At 36.9% G+C, this 24,240-nt stretch carries 23 protein-coding genes and 1 pseudogene; 15 read left to right on the forward strand and 9 right to left on the reverse strand.

Annotated elements, in window-relative coordinates:
- Positions 1-110 precede the first annotated feature (110 nt).
- Positions 111-857, forward strand: a complete 747-nt coding sequence (locus tag H3Z85_12875) for a metallophosphoesterase (GenBank protein QPQ50395.1) — start codon at positions 111-113, stop codon at positions 855-857.
- 40 nt (positions 858-897) lie between these two features.
- Positions 898-1,797, forward strand: coding sequence for a LysR family transcriptional regulator (locus H3Z85_12880; protein ID QPQ50396.1), 900 nt, complete (start codon positions 898-900; stop codon positions 1,795-1,797).
- Here the strand turns inward: H3Z85_12880 and H3Z85_12885 are convergent.
- Positions 1,771-2,238: a GNAT family N-acetyltransferase gene (locus H3Z85_12885; protein ID QPQ50397.1), complete on the reverse strand. Its 468-nt coding sequence runs from the start codon at positions 2,236-2,238 to the stop codon at positions 1,771-1,773. The genes H3Z85_12880 and H3Z85_12885 overlap by 27 nt on opposite strands.
- Before the next feature lie 508 nt (positions 2,239-2,746).
- Here H3Z85_12885 and H3Z85_12890 point away from each other — a divergent pair.
- From H3Z85_12890 to H3Z85_12905, 4 genes and pseudogenes are all read left to right on the forward strand, one after another.
- Positions 2,747-3,622, forward strand: a complete 876-nt coding sequence (locus tag H3Z85_12890; protein QPQ50398.1) for an aldo/keto reductase — start codon at positions 2,747-2,749, stop codon at positions 3,620-3,622.
- Positions 3,623-3,792: 170 nt separating this feature from the next.
- Positions 3,793-4,855, forward strand: a pseudogene (locus H3Z85_12895) (nitronate monooxygenase).
- A gap of 46 nt (positions 4,856-4,901) precedes the next feature.
- Positions 4,902-5,351 carry a lipocalin family protein gene (locus H3Z85_12900; protein QPQ50399.1) on the forward strand — a complete coding sequence of 150 codons (450 nt, stop codon included), beginning with the start codon at positions 4,902-4,904 and terminating at the stop codon, positions 5,349-5,351.
- Positions 5,352-5,365: 14 nt separating this feature from the next.
- Positions 5,366-5,809, forward strand: a complete 444-nt coding sequence (locus tag H3Z85_12905; GenBank protein ID QPQ50400.1) for a lipocalin family protein — start codon at positions 5,366-5,368, stop codon at positions 5,807-5,809.
- A 49-nt stretch (positions 5,810-5,858) separates the two neighbouring features.
- Here H3Z85_12905 and H3Z85_12910 read toward each other — a convergent pair whose 3' ends face one another.
- The 8 genes from H3Z85_12910 to H3Z85_12945 form a co-directional block, all read right to left on the reverse strand.
- On the reverse strand, positions 5,859-7,196 hold the full coding sequence (locus tag H3Z85_12910; protein ID QPQ50401.1) for a peptidoglycan synthetase: 1,338 nt from the start codon (positions 7,194-7,196) through the stop codon (positions 5,859-5,861).
- A 6-nt stretch (positions 7,197-7,202) separates the two neighbouring features.
- Positions 7,203-7,640 carry a hypothetical protein gene (locus H3Z85_12915; protein QPQ50402.1) on the reverse strand — a complete coding sequence of 146 codons (438 nt, stop codon included), beginning with the start codon at positions 7,638-7,640 and terminating at the stop codon, positions 7,203-7,205.
- Positions 7,641-7,649: 9 nt separating this feature from the next.
- Positions 7,650-8,456 (reverse strand): 1-acyl-sn-glycerol-3-phosphate acyltransferase, encoded by an 807-nt coding sequence (locus tag H3Z85_12920; protein QPQ50403.1) that lies wholly within the window; start codon positions 8,454-8,456, stop codon positions 7,650-7,652.
- Between the two features lie 27 nt (positions 8,457-8,483).
- Positions 8,484-9,113, reverse strand: a complete 630-nt coding sequence (locus tag H3Z85_12925) for a CoA pyrophosphatase (protein QPQ50404.1) — start codon at positions 9,111-9,113, stop codon at positions 8,484-8,486.
- A 173-nt stretch (positions 9,114-9,286) separates the two neighbouring features.
- Positions 9,287-9,754 carry an OsmC family protein gene (locus tag H3Z85_12930; protein QPQ50405.1) on the reverse strand — a complete coding sequence of 156 codons (468 nt, stop codon included), beginning with the start codon at positions 9,752-9,754 and terminating at the stop codon, positions 9,287-9,289.
- A 227-nt stretch (positions 9,755-9,981) separates the two neighbouring features.
- Entirely contained in the window at positions 9,982-11,541 is a 1,560-nt protein-coding gene (locus H3Z85_12935; GenBank protein QPQ50406.1) for a ribonuclease E/G, read from the reverse strand.
- Positions 11,542-11,910: 369 nt separating this feature from the next.
- Positions 11,911-12,201 (reverse strand): integration host factor subunit beta, encoded by a 291-nt coding sequence (locus H3Z85_12940; protein ID QPQ50407.1) that lies wholly within the window; start codon positions 12,199-12,201, stop codon positions 11,911-11,913.
- A 275-nt stretch (positions 12,202-12,476) separates the two neighbouring features.
- Positions 12,477-13,148: a response regulator transcription factor gene (locus H3Z85_12945; GenBank protein ID QPQ50408.1), complete on the reverse strand. Its 672-nt coding sequence runs from the start codon at positions 13,146-13,148 to the stop codon at positions 12,477-12,479.
- A 179-nt stretch (positions 13,149-13,327) separates the two neighbouring features.
- On the opposite strand from H3Z85_12945, the gene H3Z85_12950 reads away from it, so the two are divergent.
- The 9 genes from H3Z85_12950 to H3Z85_12990 all read left to right on the forward strand — a co-directional run bounded on the left by H3Z85_12950 (position 13,328) and on the right by H3Z85_12990 (position 24,152).
- The gene (locus tag H3Z85_12950; protein ID QPQ50409.1) at positions 13,328-13,861 is read left to right on the forward strand and encodes a type VI secretion system transmembrane protein TssO; all 534 of its coding nucleotides are present in this window, start codon (positions 13,328-13,330) and stop codon (positions 13,859-13,861) included.
- 21 nt (positions 13,862-13,882) lie between these two features.
- Positions 13,883-14,407: a type VI secretion system transmembrane protein TssO gene (locus H3Z85_12955; GenBank protein QPQ50410.1), complete on the forward strand. Its 525-nt coding sequence runs from the start codon at positions 13,883-13,885 to the stop codon at positions 14,405-14,407.
- Between the two features lie 51 nt (positions 14,408-14,458).
- Entirely contained in the window at positions 14,459-15,370 is a 912-nt protein-coding gene (locus H3Z85_12960) for a PKD domain-containing protein (GenBank protein QPQ50411.1), read from the forward strand.
- A gap of 47 nt (positions 15,371-15,417) precedes the next feature.
- The gene (locus H3Z85_12965; GenBank protein ID QPQ50412.1) at positions 15,418-17,823 is read left to right on the forward strand and encodes a type VI secretion system protein TssR; all 2,406 of its coding nucleotides are present in this window, start codon (positions 15,418-15,420) and stop codon (positions 17,821-17,823) included.
- Positions 17,824-18,280: 457 nt separating this feature from the next.
- Complete coding sequence (locus H3Z85_12970) at positions 18,281-18,688, forward strand: hypothetical protein (protein QPQ50413.1); 408 nt, start codon at positions 18,281-18,283, stop codon at positions 18,686-18,688.
- A 204-nt stretch (positions 18,689-18,892) separates the two neighbouring features.
- Positions 18,893-19,564 carry a hypothetical protein gene (locus H3Z85_12975; GenBank protein QPQ50414.1) on the forward strand — a complete coding sequence of 224 codons (672 nt, stop codon included), beginning with the start codon at positions 18,893-18,895 and terminating at the stop codon, positions 19,562-19,564.
- Between the two features lie 270 nt (positions 19,565-19,834).
- On the forward strand, positions 19,835-22,330 hold the full coding sequence (locus H3Z85_12980) for an ATP-dependent Clp protease ATP-binding subunit (GenBank protein QPQ50415.1): 2,496 nt from the start codon (positions 19,835-19,837) through the stop codon (positions 22,328-22,330).
- A 67-nt stretch (positions 22,331-22,397) separates the two neighbouring features.
- Positions 22,398-23,264, forward strand: a complete 867-nt coding sequence (locus H3Z85_12985; protein QPQ50416.1) for a lytic transglycosylase domain-containing protein — start codon at positions 22,398-22,400, stop codon at positions 23,262-23,264.
- Between the two features lie 474 nt (positions 23,265-23,738).
- Positions 23,739-24,152 carry a hypothetical protein gene (locus H3Z85_12990; GenBank protein ID QPQ50417.1) on the forward strand — a complete coding sequence of 138 codons (414 nt, stop codon included), beginning with the start codon at positions 23,739-23,741 and terminating at the stop codon, positions 24,150-24,152.
- The last annotated feature ends 88 nt before the right edge of the window (positions 24,153-24,240 follow it).

Below are 24,240 nucleotides of genomic sequence, written 5' to 3' on the forward strand. Positions count from 1 at the left end.
CATTACGTTTACATTGATCCATAAGATTTCTTTATCCTGCAAAATGTCATGCTATCCTTACACAAAAATTCATACCTGTCTCGTACATTTGATTAACAAATTGAGAGATAATGATACAGATAGCCATTTTTAGTGATGTGCACGGGAATCTTCCGGCTTTGGAAGTTGTGTTAAAAGATATGGAGCACAGAGGAATTCATCAGAAATTTTGTTTGGGAGACCTCGTTGATTTTGCTCCATGGGGGAATGAAGTCATAGAGAAAATAAGAGATTTGAATATTCCGTGCCTGATGGGAAATCACGATGAAAGAATCGCATTTGATATTCCCGTACTGCCTTTATCCAAACATTCAGAAGAAGAGACCCGGGCCAGATTTGTTGCTATTGACCATTCTAAAAAATATATCACTGAAGAGAATAAAAAATTCCTTGCTGAGCTTCCTTTTCATCTGAGATTAAATTATAAAACAGGAAAAAAACATTGGAATATCCAGTTGGTTCACTCCAGTCTGGAAAGCAATGATACCTATTTATATGAATCAGAAAATGATGAAATGTTTAAGACAATGCTGGAAGAATCAAAGTCTGATGTAATGGTGATGGGGCACACGCATTTATCTTTTATAAAACAATTTAATACCAATACATGGGCAATCAACTGTGGTTCCGTAGGCCGTTCTAAGGAAAAAAACCGCCTGGCTTCCTATGTGATACTGACCTTAGACGAAGAAAAAATCACTCCGGAGATCGTACAATTACCCTATCCGGTGGAGGAAACTGCCCGTCAGATTCAGGAAAGCGGTATTCCGGATTATTATGCTGCCTTTTTAAAGAATGAAAATGTATTAATATTATAATTATTTTGTAAATTTGCATCAGAATATTAATAATTAAGTCATGGTTAATTTAGAATGGTATCGTACTTTTAAAGCGATCTATAAAACCGGGACATTGACAGGTGCAGCCGATGCCCTATTCATTTCACAGCCCGGAGTAAGCCTGCATTTAAGTTCACTTGAGGCTTATGTTGGGTATAAGCTGTTCGACAGAACCGGAAGAAAAATGATTCCGACGGAAAGGGGAAAAGTATTGTTTAATGCAGTAGCAGAACCGCTTACCAAACTGGAAGATGTAGAGAAAAATTTCCAGAAATCTACGGAAAAACTAACCCCCACGATCAGCGTGGGCATGTGTTTTGAAACTTTTCAGACGACTCTTGAGCAATATGTTTCATCTTTGCCTTTCAACCTGATCATCAGTTTCGGGGAATATCCTGAAATGCTCGATCAGTTGGATAAAGGAATTCTCGATCTCATCATCACACCGAAAAAGGGATCTTCTCCCAATATAGAACATGAAGCATTCTCTTCTGAACAAATTATTCTGGTTGGTGGAAAAGACGTTGATACTGCAGCATTCAACAAAATACTGAAAACAAAAGACGCCGAACAGATCGAGGAGTGGCTGAAGAATGAAAAATGGTATGGGACAACAGGAGATATGGAGCACCTTTTTCAATTCTGGACGCTTAATTTCGGGCATAAACCAAACTTCCGTCCCAATTATATTGTTCCGAACCTTAATTCCATCATTCGTTGTCTGAAAGGGGGAACGGGGCTTGCCGTTGTGCCGGATTTCCTGTGTAAAAACGAGATTGAAAGCGGAGAACTAAAGCTGATCTGGGATGGAAAGAAAAAGCTTGAAAATACCCTGTATTTCGGGTGTAGAAAAAAGACCAATTATCAGGCGGAAATAGACCACATCAAAGACCTATTCCGTAAGGTGATGGGCAAGTAACACCATATCACGCATCTGTAAACCGTTTTCGTAAATTGGAGCAGGATAATTTTCAATGAAAAAATCTTTACGGACTCCATTTTTTGTAAAACTGTTTTTCTCATAGAATCTGATCTGTTGGAAACCTGTATCTGAGGTTCCGACAGTCAGTATTTTATACTTGTTTTCCTTCGCAATTTCTTTTGCTCTGTCGATCAAAATGCTGCCAATGCCTTTGCTTCTGTAGGACTCAATAACGGCAATGTTTTTAATTTCGAGCTCAATAGTACTGTTTTTGCATACAGCCATAACGGCAATATTTTCTGTTCCGTCATGTAGCAGATAAATATCACATTTGGAGATGTACTGATCAATAGCCTCTTTGGTTTCATCAGCCAATAGCAGCAATTCATAAGGAATATCCGACTCTTGGGCAATTTGATTAAAAGTATAGTGTTCCATCTACAAAATTATATGAATAATCGGATCACCGGAAGTATTGATAATTTGTTGTGACCCGATTGTAAGTTTTCACAAAAATAATGAAAATACACAAAAGGGTTTTAAATATATATATCTTTTTAAAGTGTATGAAAATCTAAAATTTTCTGTAATTCCAAACTGCTCATATTTTGCTGCAAATGTACGAACGAAATCTATGTGCCTATGCGGTTGGAAAAAATTAAACCACATAGGTACATAGGTTTTTGAGATGCATAAGAGGATTTATTCGTGAATTTGTGGGATTACATAATTCAGTATTCAATTTTATCGCAGATAAAATCCTTCAGTCTTACATACAAACACATGAAACAGAAAAGTTGTCGCCTTTGCGATTTTCAAACATCATAGCAAACACTCATTGCATAACATTTTTTAACAAAAAACAGTAAAATTGGTAAGCCATACTTCCGTTTTTTTATTGCAAATTTGTTTAATCACTTTATAGTAATCATCAAAATAAATATTTATGCAAAAGAAAACCTATTCAGGGCAACCTGTAGTCACCTTACATAATGGAATAGATATTCCTGCTTTGGGATTTGGAGTATGGCAGATGGAAAATTTGAAAGAATGTGAAGAGGCAGTTGTCAAAGCTATCCAAACCGGATATAGAATGATAGACACTGCTGCTATTTATCAGAATGAAACTGCTGTAGGAGCTGCGGTAAAAAACAGCGGAGTAAACAGAGATGACTTGTTTATCACATCAAAAGTATGGGTTCAGGATCATGGATATGAAAAAGCTAAAAAAGCATTTCAGAGAACATTGGACAGATTGCAGATGGATTATCTTGACATGTATCTTATTCACTGGCCTTATGGCGATTTTCTGGGAACCTGGAAGGCCTTAGAGGAATTGTACCAGGAAGGGAAAATTAAAGCAATCGGCGTGTGCAACTTTACTGTTGAGAAGCTGGAAGAATTAAAGGCAAACTCAACCATTCTGCCGGTTATCAATCAAATTGAGCTGCATCCCGTTTTTCAACAGAAAGAACTGCAGAAATATAACAAGGAAAACAATATTATAACGCAGCCGTGGAGCCCGCTTGGAAACGGAAATGCAGATTTATTAAACCATCCTGACCTGAAAGCAATCGCTGAAAAATATGGAAAAACAGTGGCGCAGGTGATTTTAAGATGGCATTTACAGGAAGGTTTCGTTGTGATTCCGAAATCGGTAACTCCTTCCAGAATAGAAGAAAACTTCAATGTATTTGATTTTGAACTGACAGAAGATGAGATGAATACCGTTCGCAGCCTGGATACGGGAAAAAGATTATTCTTTGATCCGAAAGATCCGGAATGGGAGCAAAAGATGTTGAATTCTGTAGCGGATATTTAATTAAAAAATGAGAAATATTCCCACAGATCGCACAGGTAACACAGATTGTAATCCGTGGAATTTGTGAGATCTGTGGGATTTTATTTGTCATCAATGGTGAGGAATATCATATTCCGTTGAAAGTGAGGTGTTTTTTATTTTTTGTACCTTTTTAATTAAAATAATTTCATATGTTTTGGCCGGATACAATCAGTAAAAAATTTGGGATAGCATATCCTATCATTCAGGCTCCCATGTTTGGCGTAAGTACAACACAGATGGTGGCCGCTGCCTCCCCGGGCCGGTGCTTTGGGATCACTGGCATTGGCAGACCTCTCCGCGGATGAATCTGTCAAATTAATCAGAGAAACAAAGAAGCTTACTGATAAACCTTTTGCTGTCAATATTTTTGCTCATGATATTCCTGTCATTACAGAAGATTTGAAACAGAAGTTTATTGCTACAAAGATCTTTCTGGAAAAGCTGGGAAGAGAAAATAATATTGAGGTCAGCCTTCCCGAACTTGAAGATATCAAGGTGAACGGCTATCATGAACAAATTGATGTTCTTATTGAGGAAGGATGCAACATACTAAGCTTTACATTTGGAAATCTTGATGATAAAAGTATTCAGAAACTTAAAGAAAACGGAGTGATACTCATGGGAACCTGTACATCTGTAAAAGAGGCCCTTATTCTTGAAAATTCAGGAATTGATGTGATCTGTGTTCAAGGTACGGAGGCAGGCGGTCACAGAGGAACTTTTGACCCGGATCATGTTTTGCAGATTGGTGGTTTATCTTTGCTTGCACAGGTTTACGATCATGTAAAATTGCCTTTGGTTTATGCGGGAGGAATTTATAATGCAAAGATATTGCACGCCGTAAAGAATTTGGGAGCAAAGGGATTCCAGGTTGGTAACCTTTTATTGGCTTCCAGGGAAAGTGCTTTGGAACCTTTTGAAAAAGCAAGACTTAAAAAGGTGAGAGAGGAAGAGGTTGTTTTGACAAAAAGTTTCTCGGGACGGTATGCCAGAGGAGTAAAGAATACATTTATAGAAACAGTTGAAAATTCAGAATATATCTTACCATACCCTTATCAGAATAAATTGACCAATGGATTGCGTAAAGCTGCTAAATTACAACAGAATGCAGATTTTGTAGGATTATGGACAGGGCAGTCTATCCATGATTATAGTGAGCTTTCTACGGAGGAAATCCTGAGAAATCTCATTGTACAGACAGAGGCTGACTAAATTTAAATGCCTTATCTTTGGCGTTCAAATGTAATTTAAAATAACCATGAAAAAATTATTTCTATCGTTTGCTGTATTCTCAGCAATAGTATCATGCAGTAGTGACAATGATAATGATGAGCAGAAAGCCTCAATTATCGGAAAATGGAAAGTTTCCAAAGCTGAAATTATCACTCCCGGCACTAATAAGACAACGATTATTTTACCTGAAGGCTGCGAAGTGGAAAACACGCTGGAATTTGATGGGGTTAATCAGATTGCGATGACCTATGAACAGAAAAATGATGCCTGTGTTCCTAAGGCGAATAGCTTAAAATATAACTATGACAAGCCTTCTCATGTTTTGTATTATAATTTTGAGAACGGTGGTCAGTATAGTTATAAGGTTACCACTTTAACGCAGACAGACCTGATTATAGAAGATGATAAATATGTAGTGGATAGCAGCACTGGGGAAGCCAAAACATACAAAAGATATTACAAAAAAGTAAAATAGACCTCTCTATCGTCATGAAAAAAATATTTCTTTCATCTGCTATACTTTCAATACTGGCTTGTAGCAGTAGTAATGAGGAGGTTCAGCCTGTTCAGGCATCCATGATTGGAAAATGGAAGCTGAATAAAGTTGAGGTGCATAATTCCAAAAGTAACCAAACAGTAACCCACGTTACTACCGGATGTGATAAGGAAAGCATCCATGAATTCAAAGAAAAGGAAATGACCTCCACTACCTTTGCTCCGGAAAACGGATCTTGTGTAAAAACAGATGTCGTAACCAGAAAATATACCTATGATCCTGTGACGAGGAAATTTTGGTACGAAGAGGAAAAAGACTATTTCTATATAGTCTCTCAGTTATCTCAGGCAGATATGATTTTTGAAGATACCATCCAGGATTTTGATGGAGACGGTGTCAATGATAGGGCAAAGTACTTTTTTACAAAAAGCAATTAAAATAAAAAACTCCTTTTGAACAAAAGGAGTTTTTTTATGATCTTATCTTTTATTGGCTAAGGTCCAGTCCGCCAAAATTTCCTGAGCTCATCATCAGATAGACTCCATTTGTTTTATCCAACGTGTTCCAATAAGCATGAAGATCTTCAGCATTAGTGAAAACTTTCAGATTTTCATTTTTGAACTTTTCTTTAATAAATTCGGGAGAGATAGGTTCCATCCTTTTGATTTTTAAAGCATCTTCTGAATAGAAAACCACGGCTTCATCCAATCCGTCCATAGCGTGGTCATACTGCTCTAAAAAGGCAGGATTTAAACTTGAATACGTATGGAGTTCCAGGAAACCGTATTTTTTATCGTTCCTGAACTGCTCAACAAATGCTTTCACTGCGGCTTTTACCTTACTCGGAGCGTGGGCAAAATCTTTGTACAGCGTTCCTTTATCCTCTCTTTCTACTTTTTCAAGACGCTTGGAAGCCCCTTTGAAACTCATAATCGCTTCGTAGAAATCTTCATCCATGATGCCTAATTGCTGGCAGATATGCCTTGCTCCTTCAAGATTCAGAAGGTTATGGGCGCCAAATACAGAAAGAGGAACATCTCCCATTTCAGTTTTTAAATATACCTTTCCATTGCTGATCTCATATTCAGGAGTTTTGTAAGGGATCTTTCTGAAATAATTCTCTGCATTTTCCACCACTTTTACCACTTCAGGATCTTCTTCATTATAAACTAAAACGCCGCCAGGAGTAATGCTTGCAACAAATTTTCTGAACTGTTCAATATAATCATCAAATGTTTTAAAAACATTGATATGATCCCATGCAATACCGCTCATCAAAGCGATATTCGGTTGATATAATAAAAACTTCGAACGTAAATCAATGGGGGAAGAAAGGTATTCATCGCCCTCCAGTACCATAAAATCATTATCCTGGGTCAGTTTTACCATACAGTCAAACCCTTCCAATTGTGCACCTACCATGAAGTCAACATCCTTCTGGTGGAAGTTTAGCACATGCAGTATCATTGAGGTGATGGTAGTTTTACCATGAGAACCTGCAATAACGACCCTGGTTTTGTTTTTGGACTGTTCGTATAAAAATTCAGGATAAGAATATATTTTTAACCCCAATTCTTTCGCTCTTGCGAGTTCAGGATTGTCCTGGTGAGCATGCATTCCCAGAATAACAGCATCAATATCGGGTGTGATTTTTTCCGGAAACCAGCCCATTTCCTGAGGTAATATTCCTTTTTTCTCCAACCTTGATTTTGAAGGCTCAAAAATGGCATCATCTGAACCGGTTACCAGATATCCTTTATCTTTTAATGCAATAGCAAGATTATGCATGGCGCTTCCGCCAATGGCAATGAAGTGGGTTTTCAATTGTATTTACTGTTTTTTAACATTAGTATTAATGATCTGCTGGAAAGCTTCGAGAATATTGTTCCAATTTGTCTGATAGTTTGGAATAATCAGACTGGCATCTGTTTTACTGCCTTCATTAGGACCTTTCTTGATGTTGATTGACGTGGAAACATTATCATAAATTTTCTTACGATCTTCCTGTATTCTCCTGAAATTGTTCTGGGAAAGCACCTGATCCAGTTTCTTTAAATCTTCATTTGAAATCTTAAAATCCTCCTTATATTTCTTTCCCTGACCTTCAAAAGAGTAGTGTACATTATTTCCTTTTATCAGCAGGTTTTCATATACAGGAGCATAGCCTCCGCTTTTTGAATAGCTGATATCAAAATCCGAATATACCTTTTGGCTGTTGCACGAAACTAACACTATGACAGCGAATAAGATTCCTATTATTCTGTTCATAATTTTACTTTAATTATTTGAGTCCTTTTGTTCTAATTTTTTAGCTTTAAGTTCTTCATCATAACTGTGTAATACATTGAAATCTTCAGTCTGCTCAATGGCAGTCATGATTTTCAATAAAATTTCCGGTGCTTTTTCGTTATCGTAATCAATATCAAGAGGAGCTTTAAATTCCATGGTAGGTTTCACACCGGTAACCTTCACACGAAGTCCTTTTTTATCAAAAGCTCTTCGAAACCCGTTGATCTTGATAGGGATCACAATCGGGCGTTGGTTTTTTACCAGTTTGGCAGTTCCTCTTCGTCCCTGGGCAAAAGCAGATGTAGTACCCTGCGGAAAGGTTGCTACCCAACCGTTGTCCAGGGCTTTCATGATATTGTCTACTTCGCTCATGTCTACCATCCTGTTGACATTTTTACCCTCAGCTCTCCACGTCCTTTTTACCGTTACAGCTCCTGCAATTTTAAAAATTTTTGGCAAGATCCCTTTATTCATGGTCTCTTCAGCTGCAACATAGTAAAAATCGATCTTAGGATTCAGCAGATAGATCGGATTTTTAATAGTGTTTAAATATCCGTTGTTTACGGCACAAAAAGCATGATACATTGCTGCTACATCCGCAAAGTAGGTCTGATGGTTCGATACAAAAAGCACGTTGGAATCCGGAAGATCTACAAGGTGTTCTGTACCGGTTATTTTCAATTTATTAAACCCATTGAATCGTCTGTAGGACACCAGTCCTAAAATAAATATAATTAACCTTTTTAAAAAATAAGGTGTTCCGAATGCATCGGTGAAAATATTTTTCTTCGCCATCTCTCAATTAAACACGGTAGTGCAAAGTTACATTTTTTTCAGCAACTGGCTGAATTCACTTAATATCATTGCTGTGGCTCCCCAGATAATGTATCCGTTGAAATTAATGACAGGTACTTCCTTACCGCCGGCACTTGGAAGAGCCATAATTTCGGGGGTGTCTGACAGACTTAAAAAAGAGGTAATAGGAAATTCAATAACTTCCACGGCTTCGCTTTGCTGGAGCACAAACGCAGGATTCTTTGTTGTATACGAAATATAAGGGTACACGTAGAAATTGCTGGGCGGAATATAGATAGGGGACATTTCCCTGATGATTCTTACGTAATGTTTATCTATTCCGATTTCCTCTGAAGTTTCACGAACGGCTGTCTCTGCAAAATCTCTGTCCATTTCTTCGCGTTTTCCACCCGGTAACGAAATCTGTCCACTATGCCTGTCATGCTCATTGATCGTTCTTTGAATCAATGGGAAATACCATTCATTGTCTTTCAGGTATAAAACAATATTGACGGCTGCAAACTTGGGATTTTTTGTCAGCACTTCATCATAAGTGAAAACAGGACGATAAGGAGGTGAGAATACTCCGTGGGCGGGTTCTCCCGGAAGCTCTACACTTTTTATTTTTCTCAATAAATCTTTTCCGAAATTTTCCATAGCTCAAATTTAACAATATATATCGAAGAAATAAGGAGCTTAACATTTATTAACCTATAGGGGAATTGCGAATTACAGGATTAAAAGGAAAAAAATGAAGACTTACCTATTTAAAAATAGATAAGATTCCGCAGATGTACAGAATTTGATCTGCGTAAGCAGTATATCAGGATTTATTTAACCCATACAGTGGGAATATGTTTAACCTCGAAATTAACCGAATTGGCAATAAAGCAATATTCATTGGCTTTATGGTGTAACTGCTTTGCTTTTTCAATCATTGATTCTTCTGTTATAGTAACGGCGGGATGCAGGGTCACCTCTGTAAAATGACCGCTACCGTTAGTTGTTTCTGCCATTATTCCGGTTGCTTCATCAGTATAATCCGTTACAATAATTCCTGCTTCCGAACAAAAATGAAGATACCAAAGCATATGACAGGAAGATAGCGAGGAGAGGAACATTTCTTCAGGATTGTATTTTGTTTTATCTCCACGGAAAGAAGGGTCCGAAGATCCCTCAATGATCACTTTGTTTTCTACTGAAATGCTGTGGCTTCTTTCGTAATCTCTGTAGCCGCTGGTTCCCGTTCCTTTATTGCCGGTCCATTGAATTGTTGTTTTGTAATGGTGCGTTTTCATAGTTATAAAGATAAAAGATAAAAGATAAAAGATGAAAGATGAAAGATGAAAGATCTTGCGGTTAAATCTCAAAAATTGCTTGGCTGGATCAATAGGAGCAGGCTTTAGCCCGCTTTCGTTATACAATATATTCCATTGGCTTTAGCCAAAACCTGTATTTAAAGCACATTCGTTATTTTAATTCATAAAAAAACCTCCAGCACAGGCTGGAGGTCTGAATTTTGTCCTTAATTAGAGAATTCTATCAATTCTTCTTTTTTGGAATTGTAGATTTTGTACTCTAAATATTTAAAAGAATCCCTTGGAACGATGGTTACCCATTTTTTGTATTTGATAAACCATTTCATCTGGATACTTTTGATGCCTTTGGTAAGGTAGGCTTCCACAAACGGATGTACATGCAGGTAGATTTTTCCTTTTTCTTTCTGCAGTATATTTCTCAGAGTTTCACCCATTTTTTCCACGATGACAATAGGAGCTACAATTTCTCCGTCTTTGTTCGGGTTTTCTTCTTTGGTTTCGATCTGTTTTTCCGGACGGTTTCTTTGTCTGGTGATCTGGATCAGTCCGAATTTACTTGGAGGAAGTATTTTGTGGCGTGCTTTGTCGCGCTTCATTTCCTCTTTCAGGTGTTCGTAGAGATCTCTTCGGTGTTCAGAGTTCGGCATGTCGATGAAATCGATTACGATAATTCCTCCCATATCGCGGAGGCGTAATTGTCTTGCGATCTCTGTGGCTGCCATTTTGTTCACTTTCAGTGCGTGTTCTTTATTGACAGCGGTTCCGGTGGTAATATTGTTTCCGGAGTTGACGTCGACGACGTGAAGTGCTTCTGTGTGCTCAATAACAAGATAAGCGCCTTTTGAACTTGGAATGTTGACGTGTTTTCCAAAGCTCTGCTTAAGCTGTTTTTCAACATTGTAGTATTCCAGGAGAGGAATATGAGAATCATAAAACTGGACAATATTTTTCTTTTCAGGAGCGATTACTTCAACGTAATTTTTCATTTCGTTTACCATTTGCTCGTCATCACACATGATATTCACGAAATCCTGGTTAAAATTGTCCCTTAAAATAGCTGAAGCTTTGTCTTCTTCGCTTAAAACTTTAGACGGAACTTTATTTCTCTGGATATTTTTAAAAGTGCTTTCCCATTTTTGAATCAGCTGATTCATGTCATTGTGAAGGTCGGCCACCTTTTTCCCTTCGGCAACGGTTCTGATAATAACTCCAAAACCTTCAGGTTTAATGCTGTCGATAAGGGTTCTCAGTCTTTCTTTTTCCTCAAAACTTTTGATTTTTTTGGAAATTGAAACTTTATTGTCGAATGGAATTAAAACCAGAAAACGTCCTGTTAAAGAAACCTGAGTCGAAATCCTTGGTCCTTTGGTAGAAATAGGTTCCTTGGTGATCTGCAAGAGAACAAGATCGTCCTTTGCAATTACTTTATCTACCGTTCCGTTTTTGTCTATTTCGGGTTGAATCTCGAAATTTTTTAAGCTTGAAGAGTTTTGTTTTTTAGAAATAGTATCCTTTAAAAACTTTCTGTAGGTAAGATATTGAGGGCCCAGATCCTGATAATGCAGAAAAGCATCCTTGTCATATCCGATATTTACGAATGCAGCATTCAGGTTTGGTGCCAGTTTTTTTACTTTTCCTATAAACAGATCTCCAACTATAAAATCGCTTTTGTCCTCTTGTTCATGAAGTTCACATAGTCTTCCGTCTTCCAGCAGCGCAATCTTTGTAAGATCATCTTCATGCGAAACTATTAGTTCTTTCTTCATTTTGTTATAAGATAAAATTGTTAAGATTATATAGGAATTTGACGTTCTTTCTCGATTAATTCATCTATTAAATATAAGGATTTAGAATGAAAATCATTATATTTTTATTAAAATAATATTTGAAACCGTCCCTTTTCCGCGGAATCTTATAGTTGCAAACAAAAATATAGTCGGTGAACTTTAAAAAATAAAACCACCAACTATATTATTATATTGTAAATCTCGAGAAGAGGAGATTATTTTTTCTTATGTCTGTTTGCTCTTCTTCTTTTCTTTCTTTTGTGAGTTGCAACCTTGTGTCTTTTTCTTTTCTTTCCGCTTGGCATAATTTTAATTTTTTAGTAACTAGTTAATATTCAGTTAATGTTCTTATTTTACTGCAACTTTCGTTTTTACTTTCTCTACAAAAGATTTTGAAGGTTTGAAAGCAGGAATGTTATGAGCAGGAATCTCGATCGCAGTGTTCTTAGAAATATTTCTTCCTGTTTTAGCAGCTCTTGTTTTAATGATAAAAGATCCAAAACCTCTCAGATAAACGTTATCCCCATTATACATAGAAGTTCTGATCTCCTGCATAAAAGCTTCTACAACTTTCTGTGTTTCATTCTTTTCTGTTCCCAACTTATTTGAGATGGTGTTTACCAATTCTGCCTTTGTCATTTCCTTATTTTAATTTTAAATTTTAGGTGTGCAAATTTAGTTAAAAAAATTGAATACTAGCAAATTAGTGACAAAATATTTTTATTCGCAGCGTTGGACTTATCCCATACATGCCTTGTGAGCATGGCCTCAAGATAATTTAATAATTTATTAATACAGTACAAAAACTATCCTCGGTTCTCATAAAAGGTGTCTTTTAAGAATACCTTTAGTAGTGAGGTGTACGAGGATTACAGATCATGTTTTACCATTTTAAAAACCTGTTATTGGTCTTTTTACATGCTGGAATTATAGTATCCGTTCTCTACACAAAAACGAATCAGGTGAAGCTTCGTTTTCAGTCCCAGTTTTTCTGTAAGCCTGTTGATATAAGTATCAATTGTTCTTGCACTCAGATTGAGCTTTTCCGCTATTTCTTTATTACTGAAGCCTTCATAGCAGAATCTCATCAGCTGTATCTCGGCAGGTGAAAGCTCTTCCTGGCCTCTCTTCTGTCTGTCCATATATTCCTGTACAGCCAGAGGTTGTTGTTCCCATTCCTTAGAATACGCCCTGTAGTCGAATTCTTCCGAAGCAATACTTCCTTTGATAATATCCTTGATAATATTACTTTTTTTCTGGCAATAATATATATTAGGAATCTTTGAAAGAATTTCAGCCATGTCTTCCTGGTAAGTGCCGGAATAAGTGATAATGGGAGTTTCCGTATTGTTTTTTCTGATGTATTTGATGGCTTCAATTCCACTCAATACCGGCATGAAAAGTTCTATAATGAACACATCTTCCTGTCTTCTATAGATTCTGTTGACAAGCTCGTGCCCATTATTACAATCATTCAGAAGCATATAGAAAGGGTTTTCCATAAGTGTTTTGATCATTATTTTTTTAAAATAAAAATCGCTGTCAGCAATAGAAAAACGCACGGTATTAGATAATATTTTACTCATTTTTAATATCGATTTGGCTAATGATATTCAAAATTCAGAGGCCTAATTTATGAAAAACTTATCAAAGAGAAAATTAATATTAATTTAATTAGTGTTTTCACGAATGACAGCATAGGGAAAATACGGGTTGTGCATAAAATTTTTTTTTATATTTTCACAGGCCAAACAAATCGCAAATTATGTCTTCGAATAGGGAAAAAAAATTGAACAAATCAGATGTCAGAACGGGCATCTGGAAGTTTATTCTGTCGTTTGTTGCTTTGTCGGTTGTCTCGTTTGCCTGTTTATATCTTTTCTTTAAAAGTTATGACATACAACGGGAAGGAATCAGCAGAGAAGCCGAAGCCTATAAGGAACTTATGGGCCGCAGTGATGTGCTCAGGGAGCATGTGGATAATATTTATGAACGTATGACTCAACTTGATGCCAATAAAGTGGAGAATGAGGTATTTCTGAGAACCAACATTATGGATAACGTAGGAGATGCTAAAAATATTATGGGAAAAGACAGTACCGGAAATTTTAAGCATTACGCCATGCTTATGAAACAAATCGGTCCTATGATTGCCTTAAAAACAAAAATCAGTGGAGTAGAGTACAAAAAGAAAACAGTTCTTAGGGATCTGGACGAGTGTATGGGAAAGATCAACAGAGCGAATAACCAGCTCAGAAAAGATCCGACCAGAAACTTTACCGGAGGCAGAAGAAGATAAAAGTAAATAAAAAACCAAGATATGCAAGGACAAATCACATTATCTAAAAAAGAAAGGCATTATCAGTTTTTATATTTAATACTGATGCTTTTAACTGCCATGATTTTTTTGGGAGTTATCTTTTTGAAAGGATTTGAATCCCCGTTTTCTGATGAAGATATAAGAGGTATTCAAAACCTTGAACAAAAAGCAGAATTTGAACAACATCAGAAAATTATTCTGCCCATCATGGATAGTACCTATACCATGATCACCAAACTTACCGATGAAACCCCACAGCCCTTTGTGGAAAATAATATTTTTAACAATATCAACGATCTGAACGGGTACTTCAAAAACAATGAAATTGCTGATATCAGAAAAGATGCTTATCCCCAGATTGCAAGATTCTATAAAATGTATTTTGATGATAAAAAGGTAATCTCAACAACTACTGAGGACATTAAAAAATTTGAAAAACAGGTTGAAGAATGCAGAATAGGCTTTAAAGATAAACAAAACAAGCTTTATGATCGTGAAAATGCATTGAAAGCACGGACACAGTAAATGAGGAATGAAAACAGGAACTATATATAAAACACATCACAATTATTAACTATGAATTATTTTCAAAAGAACAAAAAGAACATTATTATTGGTGTTATCGCTACCTTGCTCATTGCAGCGCTCGTTGCATTGTGGCTGCAGAAAAAGGTGATTCACTCAGCTGATGATATTGTAGGAGTGGTTTATCCGTCTTCATTGTCGGTAGGAGATACCCTCTTGTTTGAGGATAAAACCCAGTTTGCCAAAACCAAAAGATGGAACTTTGGTGACGGTACAACTTCTGACAAAAACAGTGGTATCCACTTTTATAATAAACCGGGATACTACCAGGTAAGTCTGATCGTCGACAACAAGTACACGAAATCTTTCCCGGTCATGGTAAATGCCAGAAGTTTTCAGAAGAAAACAGATACGGCTAAAATCACTACAACCATCGAAGCTCCTGCTCAGGCAATGCAAAATGAAAACGTACAGTTTAGGGCAGTTTCTGAAGCCAAACAGTTCAACTGGAAATTTGGAGAGACAGGAAATACAGATGCCAAAGAAAAATTTGCCATTTATTCTTATAAAAAGCCCGGAGACTATGTCGTTACTTTATATACTGAAGAAACCCAGGATCCTATTTATCACCGTATCAAAATCCTTCCTGCCTATAATTCCTTAGAAGAAGAAGAGGTATCGGTAGAAGATTCTTATGCAAAAGTGGATAACGACTTTAAATACCATCTGCAGCAGATTGCCAACGGAAACAGTTTCAACATGCATTACAATTACTTACTGAAAACGTATCTGTGTAATAATGAAAACACGGTAGTAAAAGTAAATGAAAGTAAAGTAAATAACTTCTACATGTACTGTGCAGGTCTTCAGTTTGATAAAAATACTGTGATTCAGACCGTAAAAGTAAATCTTGATGATTTACAGAACTGTGTAACAAAGGTAGACATAAACCAAAGCAAATAATACCGTCCATCGATTTGGATGCGCCAATCATAAAAAGATAAAATAGGATGAAAAATAAATTTCCTCTAGCAGCATATTATATAGGATTATCAGTGTTATTGACGAGTTGCCAGGTCAAACTTCCGTCAAAAAAGACTCCTGAACCATCTCAATATGGCCAGGTTGATGCCTCGCCCGTGGTCAACGGTTTTCCTAAAAAATCCGTTCCATGGATCGTTATTTCAGACAGATCAAGAAATACCGCCTTTTTAGATAAAAGTGATGAAAAGTCTTATAAAGAAGTGAAGTTCCTGGAACCTTTGATGGTTCTGAAACACAGAGACGGGATGGTAAAGGTTGCGGAATACGTACCCGATGCTTTAATGAAAAAGGTTTCTTCAAAATCTATTAAAACATATGGATGGATTCCTGAATCTGATCTTCTTCTGTGGAACAATTCATTGAAAAGCGAGAATACAGGCTATCCTGTGAGAGTTGCCGTAGTACCGAATAATAGTGAAGTAATCAGAAGCGCTGAACGATATTATAAAAACGACTCAATCATGGTGTTTAATTCACCGAGTCTTATCGAAGAAGCAAATGTTAAGATCCCTAACGGGCAGATGGTCTACGTTTATAAACAGGCTGAAAATAATAAAAGATTTTTAGTAGGTAAAAAGCCTTCTGTTGATATTGACAGTATCGGAAAAAGCCTTTATGGCTGGGTAAGTTCCAATGTGATTTCCGCATGGGGAGAACGTTCGGCGATCAAACTTAAAAATCCTACAGGAATCACAGAAAGTGAGCTGGGAATCCATGAAGGATATCCTGGCGGATCAGCATCTGATGCAGTCAATAAAACAGCTATTCTTCTTACGGATGTTAACAAAAGAACACCTTTGGAGAACATTTATCCGGTTAATCTTCCGTTAGAACAGGCCCCGACTCCGGACAGAAAAACAAAATATTTTACCAATATCCTGGATTATAGTAAGAATTTTGTTTTCAATGTCTTAGGTGAAGAGATCTATTTTGACCGATACAGAGAAATCACAGAGAAAGATAAGAATATTAATATAGTTTTTGCATTGGATATAAGTGCTCAGAATGCTCCTTATGCTCCTATTGTAAAATCATTGCTGCAGGACCTTCAGCTTAGATTCGAGAAACCTTCTTACTTCAGCAATGTTAAATATGGGGTTGTTTTATACAAAAATAATCCTTGCGGAAATAATGTTTCCATTTCCAACCTAAGTGCAGATTACAGTAAAATAACATCATTTATTGATCAGAAATCCAATGAAATGAATTGTGCCAGCAATAACGGCTATCAGCCGGTAGGGGAGGCGCTTTCTGCAGCAGGAAATCTTCTTTCCAATGTTCCTGATGAAACCAATATTGTAGTGACGGTAGGAACCTCTGCAAGTCAGAGTGGTAATATGTACAGCGTGATCAGCTCTCTTACTCAGGCTCAGGCAAGGTTGATTATGTTCCAGACTAATGCAAGATCTTCAGATAATTATAACGATTTTGTATTGATGGCTGAAAATGTAGTGACCAATACCGCTAAAAATATTGCTGAACTTAAAAAGCAAAAGATCATTAACCAATATGATGTTCTTACCAAAAACAACTTTAGCTTAATAGAAGGTGATGAAGGATTCTTCTCTTTGGATTATCCTAAACAAAGTATGTCTCAGGGATTTGTGATCTTCCCTAAAAAAGGAGATGTAGCAACACCGGGATTCCTGAAAAAGTCTGTCGACAGCCTTATTGCTCAGGTTACTTTAGATAATCAGAATATTGATAAATCACTTAATAAATATTTCCATTCTTCTGTGGGGGCGGGAAGAACAGATGTAGATTTAAAATATAAATATCTGTTCCCGGGACTTACCAACCCTGTTTCTGCAGGAATTGCCGCTCAGCTCATCAATTATGGAAGCCCATTCCTTGTTAAAGGATATATTCCTAAAGAATTGAAAGATTTTCCTCCGGCAACGGAAAAAGGAATTCTTATCTCCGAAACGGAATATGATAACCTAAAAGCATTCTATACAGAAGTATATAGAAATACCAATGCGGATAAACCTGATTTTAACCAGTCAAGAGCTATTAAAGAATATGTGAAACTGCTTAAAAAATACAACCCTACCATCAAGTTCCTGGATAAAGGAGAGCTTTATGAGCAGCCTATGGCTTATGCGGTAGGTATGAGTACAGGGTTTGACCTTTCAGAAGAAGAGCTGATGGCCAAGTATAAACTTAAAGGCTGGAGAAAATCTAAGATTGTTGCCAGCGAGACCGTAAGAAACTACTTCCGTCATTACAAAGACCTGTCAGACAGGATGCTTGCCAACAGGAATAATCCTGCCGTAAAAATACAGCAAAACGGACAGACATTTTACTGGCTTAATGAATATTTTACGCCAACAAGGCTTCCAACCGAACAACCGGAATATACAAAGCATTAAGTCTTTAGTTGTATAATATCAAAAAGCAGGGGTGATCACACTTCTGCTTTTTTATTGTCCCCAGCAAATATAAAAGCTGTTGAACAATACGTTGAAATCTTATTTTTGATTTTCCAACCTCATTATAAACCCTATCTTTCATTTTCAACTCTCCAACTTTCCATTCTCTATTTTCAATTTTCAGCTTTCAATTTTCCACTTTTCTCCTGTTTTTATTCCCGTTCATGTGGAAAATAACTCCTTCGACCGTTGTTTTTGAGTTAAGCCAAATGCTTTCATAGTGAGGCTTAAGAAATAGTAGTAATTCTAAAGTCGTAGAATTACGACAAGAAATCGTAGAATTACGACAATTTTTCAGATTTACGGCAGAAAGTTTTTTTTAGAAAAAAAGACGGTATATATTTGCTACACAATCACCACATCACAAAATATTACTAACGATTAAAATTTACACATTATGGCAGAAAGAAATTCAAGAGGAATCTTAAAATTCAACGGAGGAGAAGGGCAGAAACTGTTAAAAATGAACTACAGTGTATCAAGATCTACAGACGTTTCAGGACGTGTAGCATCAGACCCTTCTAACGCATTAATCAAGGTGACAGTAGAAGCTACTGAAAAATCAGACATCCTTGAAAGCCTACTGAACGGAAAATATAAGCCTACTGTAGGTGAAATCACTTTCAACAAATCTCACGAAGAAGGTACATTGATTACTTTGAACTGGCAAAACGGATATGTTATCCAACACCAGGTGGAGTTTGATGCTGTAGACAGCAACAGTATGCTGATCAGCTTTGTAGTAAGTGCTGAAACAATTGACTACGGTACTTCTCAATACAACGGGCTTTGGCCGTCAAGCTAAAATTGATACCCATTATCAACAATTCATACGAAGACTGTCCTTTATCAGACAGTCTTTTTTGGCCTGCTGAAATACAGTCAATGCTAATTTTAGTAACAGTAGACCAATAGATGCCAACGAAAAGAGAATCTTGAATTATTTATTTTTATACTATATTGCCAAAAAAACGAAAACCATTCAACCCGATTAAACAAAAAACTATTAATGACCAATATTACTACTCATTTAAAGTATTTCTCAAGGCTATCTGCCACATTCATTGTTAATGTGCTTAAGATATATGGACTTGGAGTTCTTTCAACGGTCATCACTTTGGTGCTAGGAATTTATATCCTGTCAGAACACTTAGGCCCTTCATTGGGTCATACGGGCGTATTGGCATTTTTAATAACAACGGTTAAAGCTAAACCGGTATCAGCAAGTATATTCTATCTGCTGATGGTTGTTGCTCCTTTTCTTACCATTGTTTTTGCCTCCAAATATGCAATGTCTGTTGTGATCAGCAGATTGCTTCAGGACCATTCAAAAACCATCGTAGTTCCTTTTATAGATAAGGTGATAGGAACCTTTAAAGCCAGACAGCCGTCCGTTATCCGGAACAGTGCAGATTTTGCCATTGCAAAAATCAAGTTGCTGAATGAGTTTAAAAACAGTTCAGAAAACAAAATACTCACACGTATCTTAGGCTACGCCCTCAATAAAATAAAGTTTGACGAATTAAATCTTGGAGCAGATCATGAAGACTTTTCGGAAATCATTAAGAACCAGCTGATCGAAAAACTGAATGAGCTGGCAGAGCCTTCAGGCCTGATATTTTACCTGTATATTGGCTTACAGTGGCTTAGTCTCGCTTTGCTCTATTTTCTGAATATGTAGAATGCATTTCCTGTAAATTAGTATGGACAATAGTGATTAGCTAAAATTTACAGAATCAGGAATGCATGTGAAAATGAAAAAAGCCAGTCGGTACTTAGCCCAATAAAGAATTAACTATCTTTATCTTATTTAGAATAAAATAATTAATTTTAGAGACCCAAAAAGCAACTTTTAAATCCTCTGAGGATAAAACAGTATAGATAACATCAAATAATCTGAAATAAAGGTAAGACAGAACGCACAAATATATTAATATAAGAAAAATTATAAATGGGAGTACTAGTAACCAACGAAACAGTAAAGCAGCTATTTCATATTGCTCAGTCGATAGCGAAGGAAAACTACAACGCTACTTACGGCGGACCACATATTTTACAGGCTTTAATGCATAAAGATATCGGTCTTAATGAATTTTTAAAAAGCATAGATAAAGATCCCGGCTATTTCTATGAATGGGCGGATGTCCGTATTGAAGAATATGCTAAAACAGCTCATCTTCCTGACGAAGTAAGCCAGGATGAAGCCATAGATACTTTGATAGAAGAAGCAGACGATATCAGATTAAAATTAGGACTGGATGAGATCACACCAATCTGTATCCTGACCGCAATAGTAAAACCTCAGATCGTATTTTCACTGCAGCAGCTGAAATCTCTTCCCTTAAGAGAACACGAAATTTTCAATTTATATAGAAAAGACAGTCCGTTTGCTGTTTCAGAAGACAATGACTTTTCCTCTTTATTTTCCAATGGATCGGATTTTACAGATTCTTCTTTTCCGTCCATTAAAAGCTATTGCGTAGACAGAACTGCACAGGCAAGAAAGGGAGATCTTGAAAATATTATCGGAAGGGATAAAGAACTCAGGATGCTCGTGGAAATCCTTTGCCGCAGAAGCAAGCCGAATGTCATTATTATCGGTGAACCCGGAGTAGGAAAGACCGCATTGGTAGAAGGCTTTGCTATTGAAATTACAAAAGGAAATGTTCCTGATATGCTGAAAAATGGTACCCTTTTGGAGCTGGATACCGGAGCATTACTGGCAGGAACTTCATATAAAGGAGAAATTGAAGATCGTCTGAAAAAGGTCATCAATGAATGTAAGAAAATTGAAAAAGCGATACTCTTCATTGATGAAATTCATACTCTTTTAGACCCTAAAGGAAGTATCGGAAATGTAGCCAATCTTTTGAAACCGGAGCTCGCAAGAGGGGAAATTACCGTCATTGGAGCTACTACCCAGGAAGAATACAGAAAAATTATAGAACCGGAACAGGCTTTCAACCGTCGTTTTGAGGTGCTCACGGTGAACGAGCCGGATGAAAAGACCTGTGTGAAAATGATTGATGTACTTCTTGAAGGGTATAAAAAACACCACGGCATCGAAGTTGAAAAAACAGCCCTGCCGGAATGTGTACGTCTGGCAAAAAGATATGCAAAAGGTAAAAAATTGCCGGATGCAGCTATTGACCTGTTAGACAGAACAATGGCAGCCATCAAAATGCTTGATGAATTTTCTGAAAAGGAACTTGATAGCTGGAAAGAAAGCTATGATGCCATCTTAAAGGAAGAATATTCCGACAATAAAGATAAAGCAGACGAATTGATCTGGACATACAACCTGTTAAGAGACAAAATAAGCCCTATTTTATGGGGTTCACTCAGTGAGCAACCTGCTATCGACAATTCCATGCCGGTTGACCAGATTCAGAAGATTATTGAAGATACCTATGCAGAGCTTTTACAACATGCTGCCAGGAAAAGAGAAAAAGTAGATCGCCTTGAGCTGGCTGCTGTAATGGCCGCTAAAACCAATATTCCGATCGGAAAAATTCAGGCCCAGGAAAAAGAAAAACTCCTGAATATGGAATCTTTACTTTTAAACAGGGTTGTAGGCCAGGATCACGCCTTAAAAATTCTTTCCGATGCCATCGTGGAGAACCGTAGCGGACTGAACAAACCCGGGCAGCCTATCGGATCATTCTTCCTGCTGGGACCTACGGGAACCGGTAAAACTGAGCTGGCAAAATCAATGGCTGAATTACTTTTTAATGATGAAAAGGCAATGGTGCGTTTTGATATGTCGGAATTTAAAGAAGAACATTCGGCCGCATTATTGTATGGTGCGCCTCCGGGATATGTAGGATACGAAGAAGGAGGAATGCTGGTCAACAAAATAAGACAGCAGCCTTATACCGTTGTTTTATTTGATGAGATTGAAAAAGCTCACCACTCTGTTTTTGATGTATTCCTTCAGATCATGGATGAAGGTAAAGTACATGATAAATTAGGAAAAGAAGGAGACTTCAGTAATGCCCTGATTTTATTTACGTCCAACATCGGAAGCGAAGAAATTGTAAAACAGTTTGAAGAAGGTAAAATACCGGAATCATCTTCCCTGATGCAGATCATGTCTAATTCCGGAAGATTCAGACCCGAGTTTTTAGCAAGAATTACAGAGATTATTCCTTTTGCCCCAATCACAGAATCTATTGCAGAAAGAATCTTTAATATTCAGTTAAAATCCCTTCATACCTCACTGACAAGATTAGGAATCGTCTTAAAGATCAGTGATGAGGCAGTGAAAAACCTGGCGTTGGGCGGATTCAGCAGTAAATACGGTGCAAGGCAAATTTCCGGAGTGATCCGTGCCCAGCTGGCAAGACCGATTTCTAAAATGATTGTCAGAGAAGAAGTGAAATCCGGACAAACAATCCACGTAGATTGGAATAAGGAAGAGGAAAAACTAAGCTGGAAGGTAGATTAAACTAAAAGTAAAAAGCAAAAGGGCACAATGTATATAGCAGCCCTTTTGCTTGATAAATAATTGTAAAATGAAAACTATTATCAGAAATATCTTTACAGGTGTAATGCTGTTGGGAACTGTAGTTTTGGTGAACGGACAGTTTCTCGCAGCTTCTGATACCTCAGAAAGCAGCGTGAAAAGATATCAGGGAATCATCAATTCCAATAAAGATCTTGTTGAATTTATTGAGCAGCTGCTTCTTCAGAAGGGGCTTCCAAAGCATTTAAGAAACCTTGCCCTGATTGAATCTCACTTTAATAAAAATATTACCTCAGGAGCGGGTGCTGTAGGGATATGGCAGCTGATGACTGCACATGCCAACCAATACGGACTTACGGAGCAAAATCGTACCGATGTTTATAAAAGCACGAAAACAGCGGTTGTCTCATTAGCAAACCTTTATAAAAAATATAACAACTGGGTAACTGTAGTTGCTGCATACAACTGTGGAGAAGGTAATATTGCAAAAGCAATGCAGGCCGCCGGATCCTCACAATATCATGAGTTCTCGCAATATCTTCCGGCAGAAACAATTAATCACGTGAAGAAATACTTAAATGCTTGCTATGCCACAGGAGAACTGCAGAGTGTTTTAAACAATTACAACTCTTCAAGAATTAATAAGGTTTTCTTTGAAGACGGCAACAGGAAAATGACCGCCGCTGCGCTTTCGGAAACAGAAATCAATGCCGGTTTTAACCTTAATATTGTGGCAGATGAACTCAAAGTAGGAGTTGATGAAATTCTGGCCTGGAATCCGGGAATTGTAGAAGAACTCCAGAGAAAAGGAGAAAGTCCTTTTTATCTTCCCACTGATCTTATGCCGGACTTCCTTTTGAGAAAAAATAAAATACTGACGAAATCTATAAAAGCAGGAGCAGGTCTACAACAGTAGATGGAAACTGAAAATATAAATCGTCAAGAATAGATGATAATGATAGCTAACGGTAGATCCTGTTAGCTATTTTTTATGAAAAGAAGCAGAATTGCTATTCTTCACGGGAAAATATCAGATCAAAGTATAGTCAACAAAACAAAGCCGTCGTATTTTTTCCCATTATATCGTTACTTTTCTGACCATTTCGATACGTTAAAAAATACTAAAATTGTATTAAAATATCTTAATATCTCTCGTTGGTGTGGAAAATAACTCTTTTGTTTAAAATATTACTTGTGTTTAAGTAATTGTTTATCAGTTGTTTGAATGTTATTTTTAAATCAAATGTCGTAGAATTACGACAAGAAGTCGTAGAACTACTACAATTTTTCAGATTTAGGTTTAAAAGTTTTTTTAAGAAAAGAAGAGCTTCTATATTTGCTAGACAATCACCGAATCACAAAATATTATTAACGATTAAAATTTACAATCATGGCAGAAAGAAATTCAAGAGGAATCTTAAAATTCAACGGAGGAGAAGGACAGAAACTGTTAAAAATGAAATACAGCGTATCCAGATCTACAGACGTTTCAGGACGTGTAGCATCAGACCCTTCTAACGCATTAATCAAAGTGACAGTAGAAGCTACTGAAAAATCAGACATTCTTGAAAGCTTACTAAACGGTAAATACAAGCCGACAAAAGGAGAAATTACATTCAACAAATCTCACGAAGAAGGAACATTGATCACTTTGAACTGGGAAAACGGATACGTAATTCAACACGAAGTAGACTTCGACGCTGTGGATAGCAACAGCATGCTGATCAGCTTTGTGGTAAGTGCTGAAACAATTGATTACGGAAACTCCCAATATATGGGATTATGGCCTTCAGCAGGTAAATAAGCCTATTCATCATCTTAGTAAAAATAAAATTGGTACAGAACAGTGCACTCTTCAGAGTATGCTGTTCTGTTTTTCCCATTTAACAGAA

It is taken from the genome of Chryseobacterium indologenes (assembly GCA_016025055.1).
GTDB lineage: Bacteria > Bacteroidota > Bacteroidia > Flavobacteriales > Weeksellaceae > Chryseobacterium > Chryseobacterium indologenes.

Coding starts and splice junctions, on each gene's coding strand:
- H3Z85_12905 (QPQ50400.1), top strand. CDS start 5,366: ATGAAAAAAATATTTCTTTCATCTGCTATACTTTCAATACTGGCTTGT.
- H3Z85_12970 (QPQ50413.1), top strand. CDS start 18,281: ATGGCAGAAAGAAATTCAAGAGGAATCTTAAAATTCAACGGAGGAGAA.
- H3Z85_12990 (QPQ50417.1), top strand. CDS start 23,739: ATGGCAGAAAGAAATTCAAGAGGAATCTTAAAATTCAACGGAGGAGAA.
- H3Z85_12925 (QPQ50404.1), bottom strand. CDS start 9,113: ATGGAAAATTTCGGAAAAGATTTATTGAGAAAAATAAAAAGTGTAGAG.
- H3Z85_12975 (QPQ50414.1), top strand. CDS start 18,893: ATGACCAATATTACTACTCATTTAAAGTATTTCTCAAGGCTATCTGCC.
- H3Z85_12875 (QPQ50395.1), top strand. CDS start 111: ATGATACAGATAGCCATTTTTAGTGATGTGCACGGGAATCTTCCGGCT.
- H3Z85_12930 (QPQ50405.1), bottom strand. CDS start 9,754: ATGAAAACGCACCATTACAAAACAACAATTCAATGGACCGGCAATAAA.
- H3Z85_12915 (QPQ50402.1), bottom strand. CDS start 7,640: ATGAACAGAATAATAGGAATCTTATTCGCTGTCATAGTGTTAGTTTCG.
- H3Z85_12965 (QPQ50412.1), top strand. CDS start 15,418: ATGAAAAATAAATTTCCTCTAGCAGCATATTATATAGGATTATCAGTG.
- H3Z85_12980 (QPQ50415.1), top strand. CDS start 19,835: ATGGGAGTACTAGTAACCAACGAAACAGTAAAGCAGCTATTTCATATT.
- H3Z85_12985 (QPQ50416.1), top strand. CDS start 22,398: ATGAAAACTATTATCAGAAATATCTTTACAGGTGTAATGCTGTTGGGA.
- H3Z85_12950 (QPQ50409.1), top strand. CDS start 13,328: ATGTCTTCGAATAGGGAAAAAAAATTGAACAAATCAGATGTCAGAACG.
- H3Z85_12940 (QPQ50407.1), bottom strand. CDS start 12,201: ATGACAAAGGCAGAATTGGTAAACACCATCTCAAATAAGTTGGGAACA.
- H3Z85_12960 (QPQ50411.1), top strand. CDS start 14,459: ATGAATTATTTTCAAAAGAACAAAAAGAACATTATTATTGGTGTTATC.
- H3Z85_12890 (QPQ50398.1), top strand. CDS start 2,747: ATGCAAAAGAAAACCTATTCAGGGCAACCTGTAGTCACCTTACATAAT.
- H3Z85_12885 (QPQ50397.1), bottom strand. CDS start 2,238: ATGGAACACTATACTTTTAATCAAATTGCCCAAGAGTCGGATATTCCT.
- H3Z85_12955 (QPQ50410.1), top strand. CDS start 13,883: ATGCAAGGACAAATCACATTATCTAAAAAAGAAAGGCATTATCAGTTT.
- H3Z85_12935 (QPQ50406.1), bottom strand. CDS start 11,541: ATGAAGAAAGAACTAATAGTTTCGCATGAAGATGATCTTACAAAGATT.
- H3Z85_12920 (QPQ50403.1), bottom strand. CDS start 8,456: ATGGCGAAGAAAAATATTTTCACCGATGCATTCGGAACACCTTATTTT.
- H3Z85_12880 (QPQ50396.1), top strand. CDS start 898: ATGGTTAATTTAGAATGGTATCGTACTTTTAAAGCGATCTATAAAACC.
- H3Z85_12900 (QPQ50399.1), top strand. CDS start 4,902: ATGAAAAAATTATTTCTATCGTTTGCTGTATTCTCAGCAATAGTATCA.
- H3Z85_12945 (QPQ50408.1), bottom strand. CDS start 13,148: ATGAGTAAAATATTATCTAATACCGTGCGTTTTTCTATTGCTGACAGC.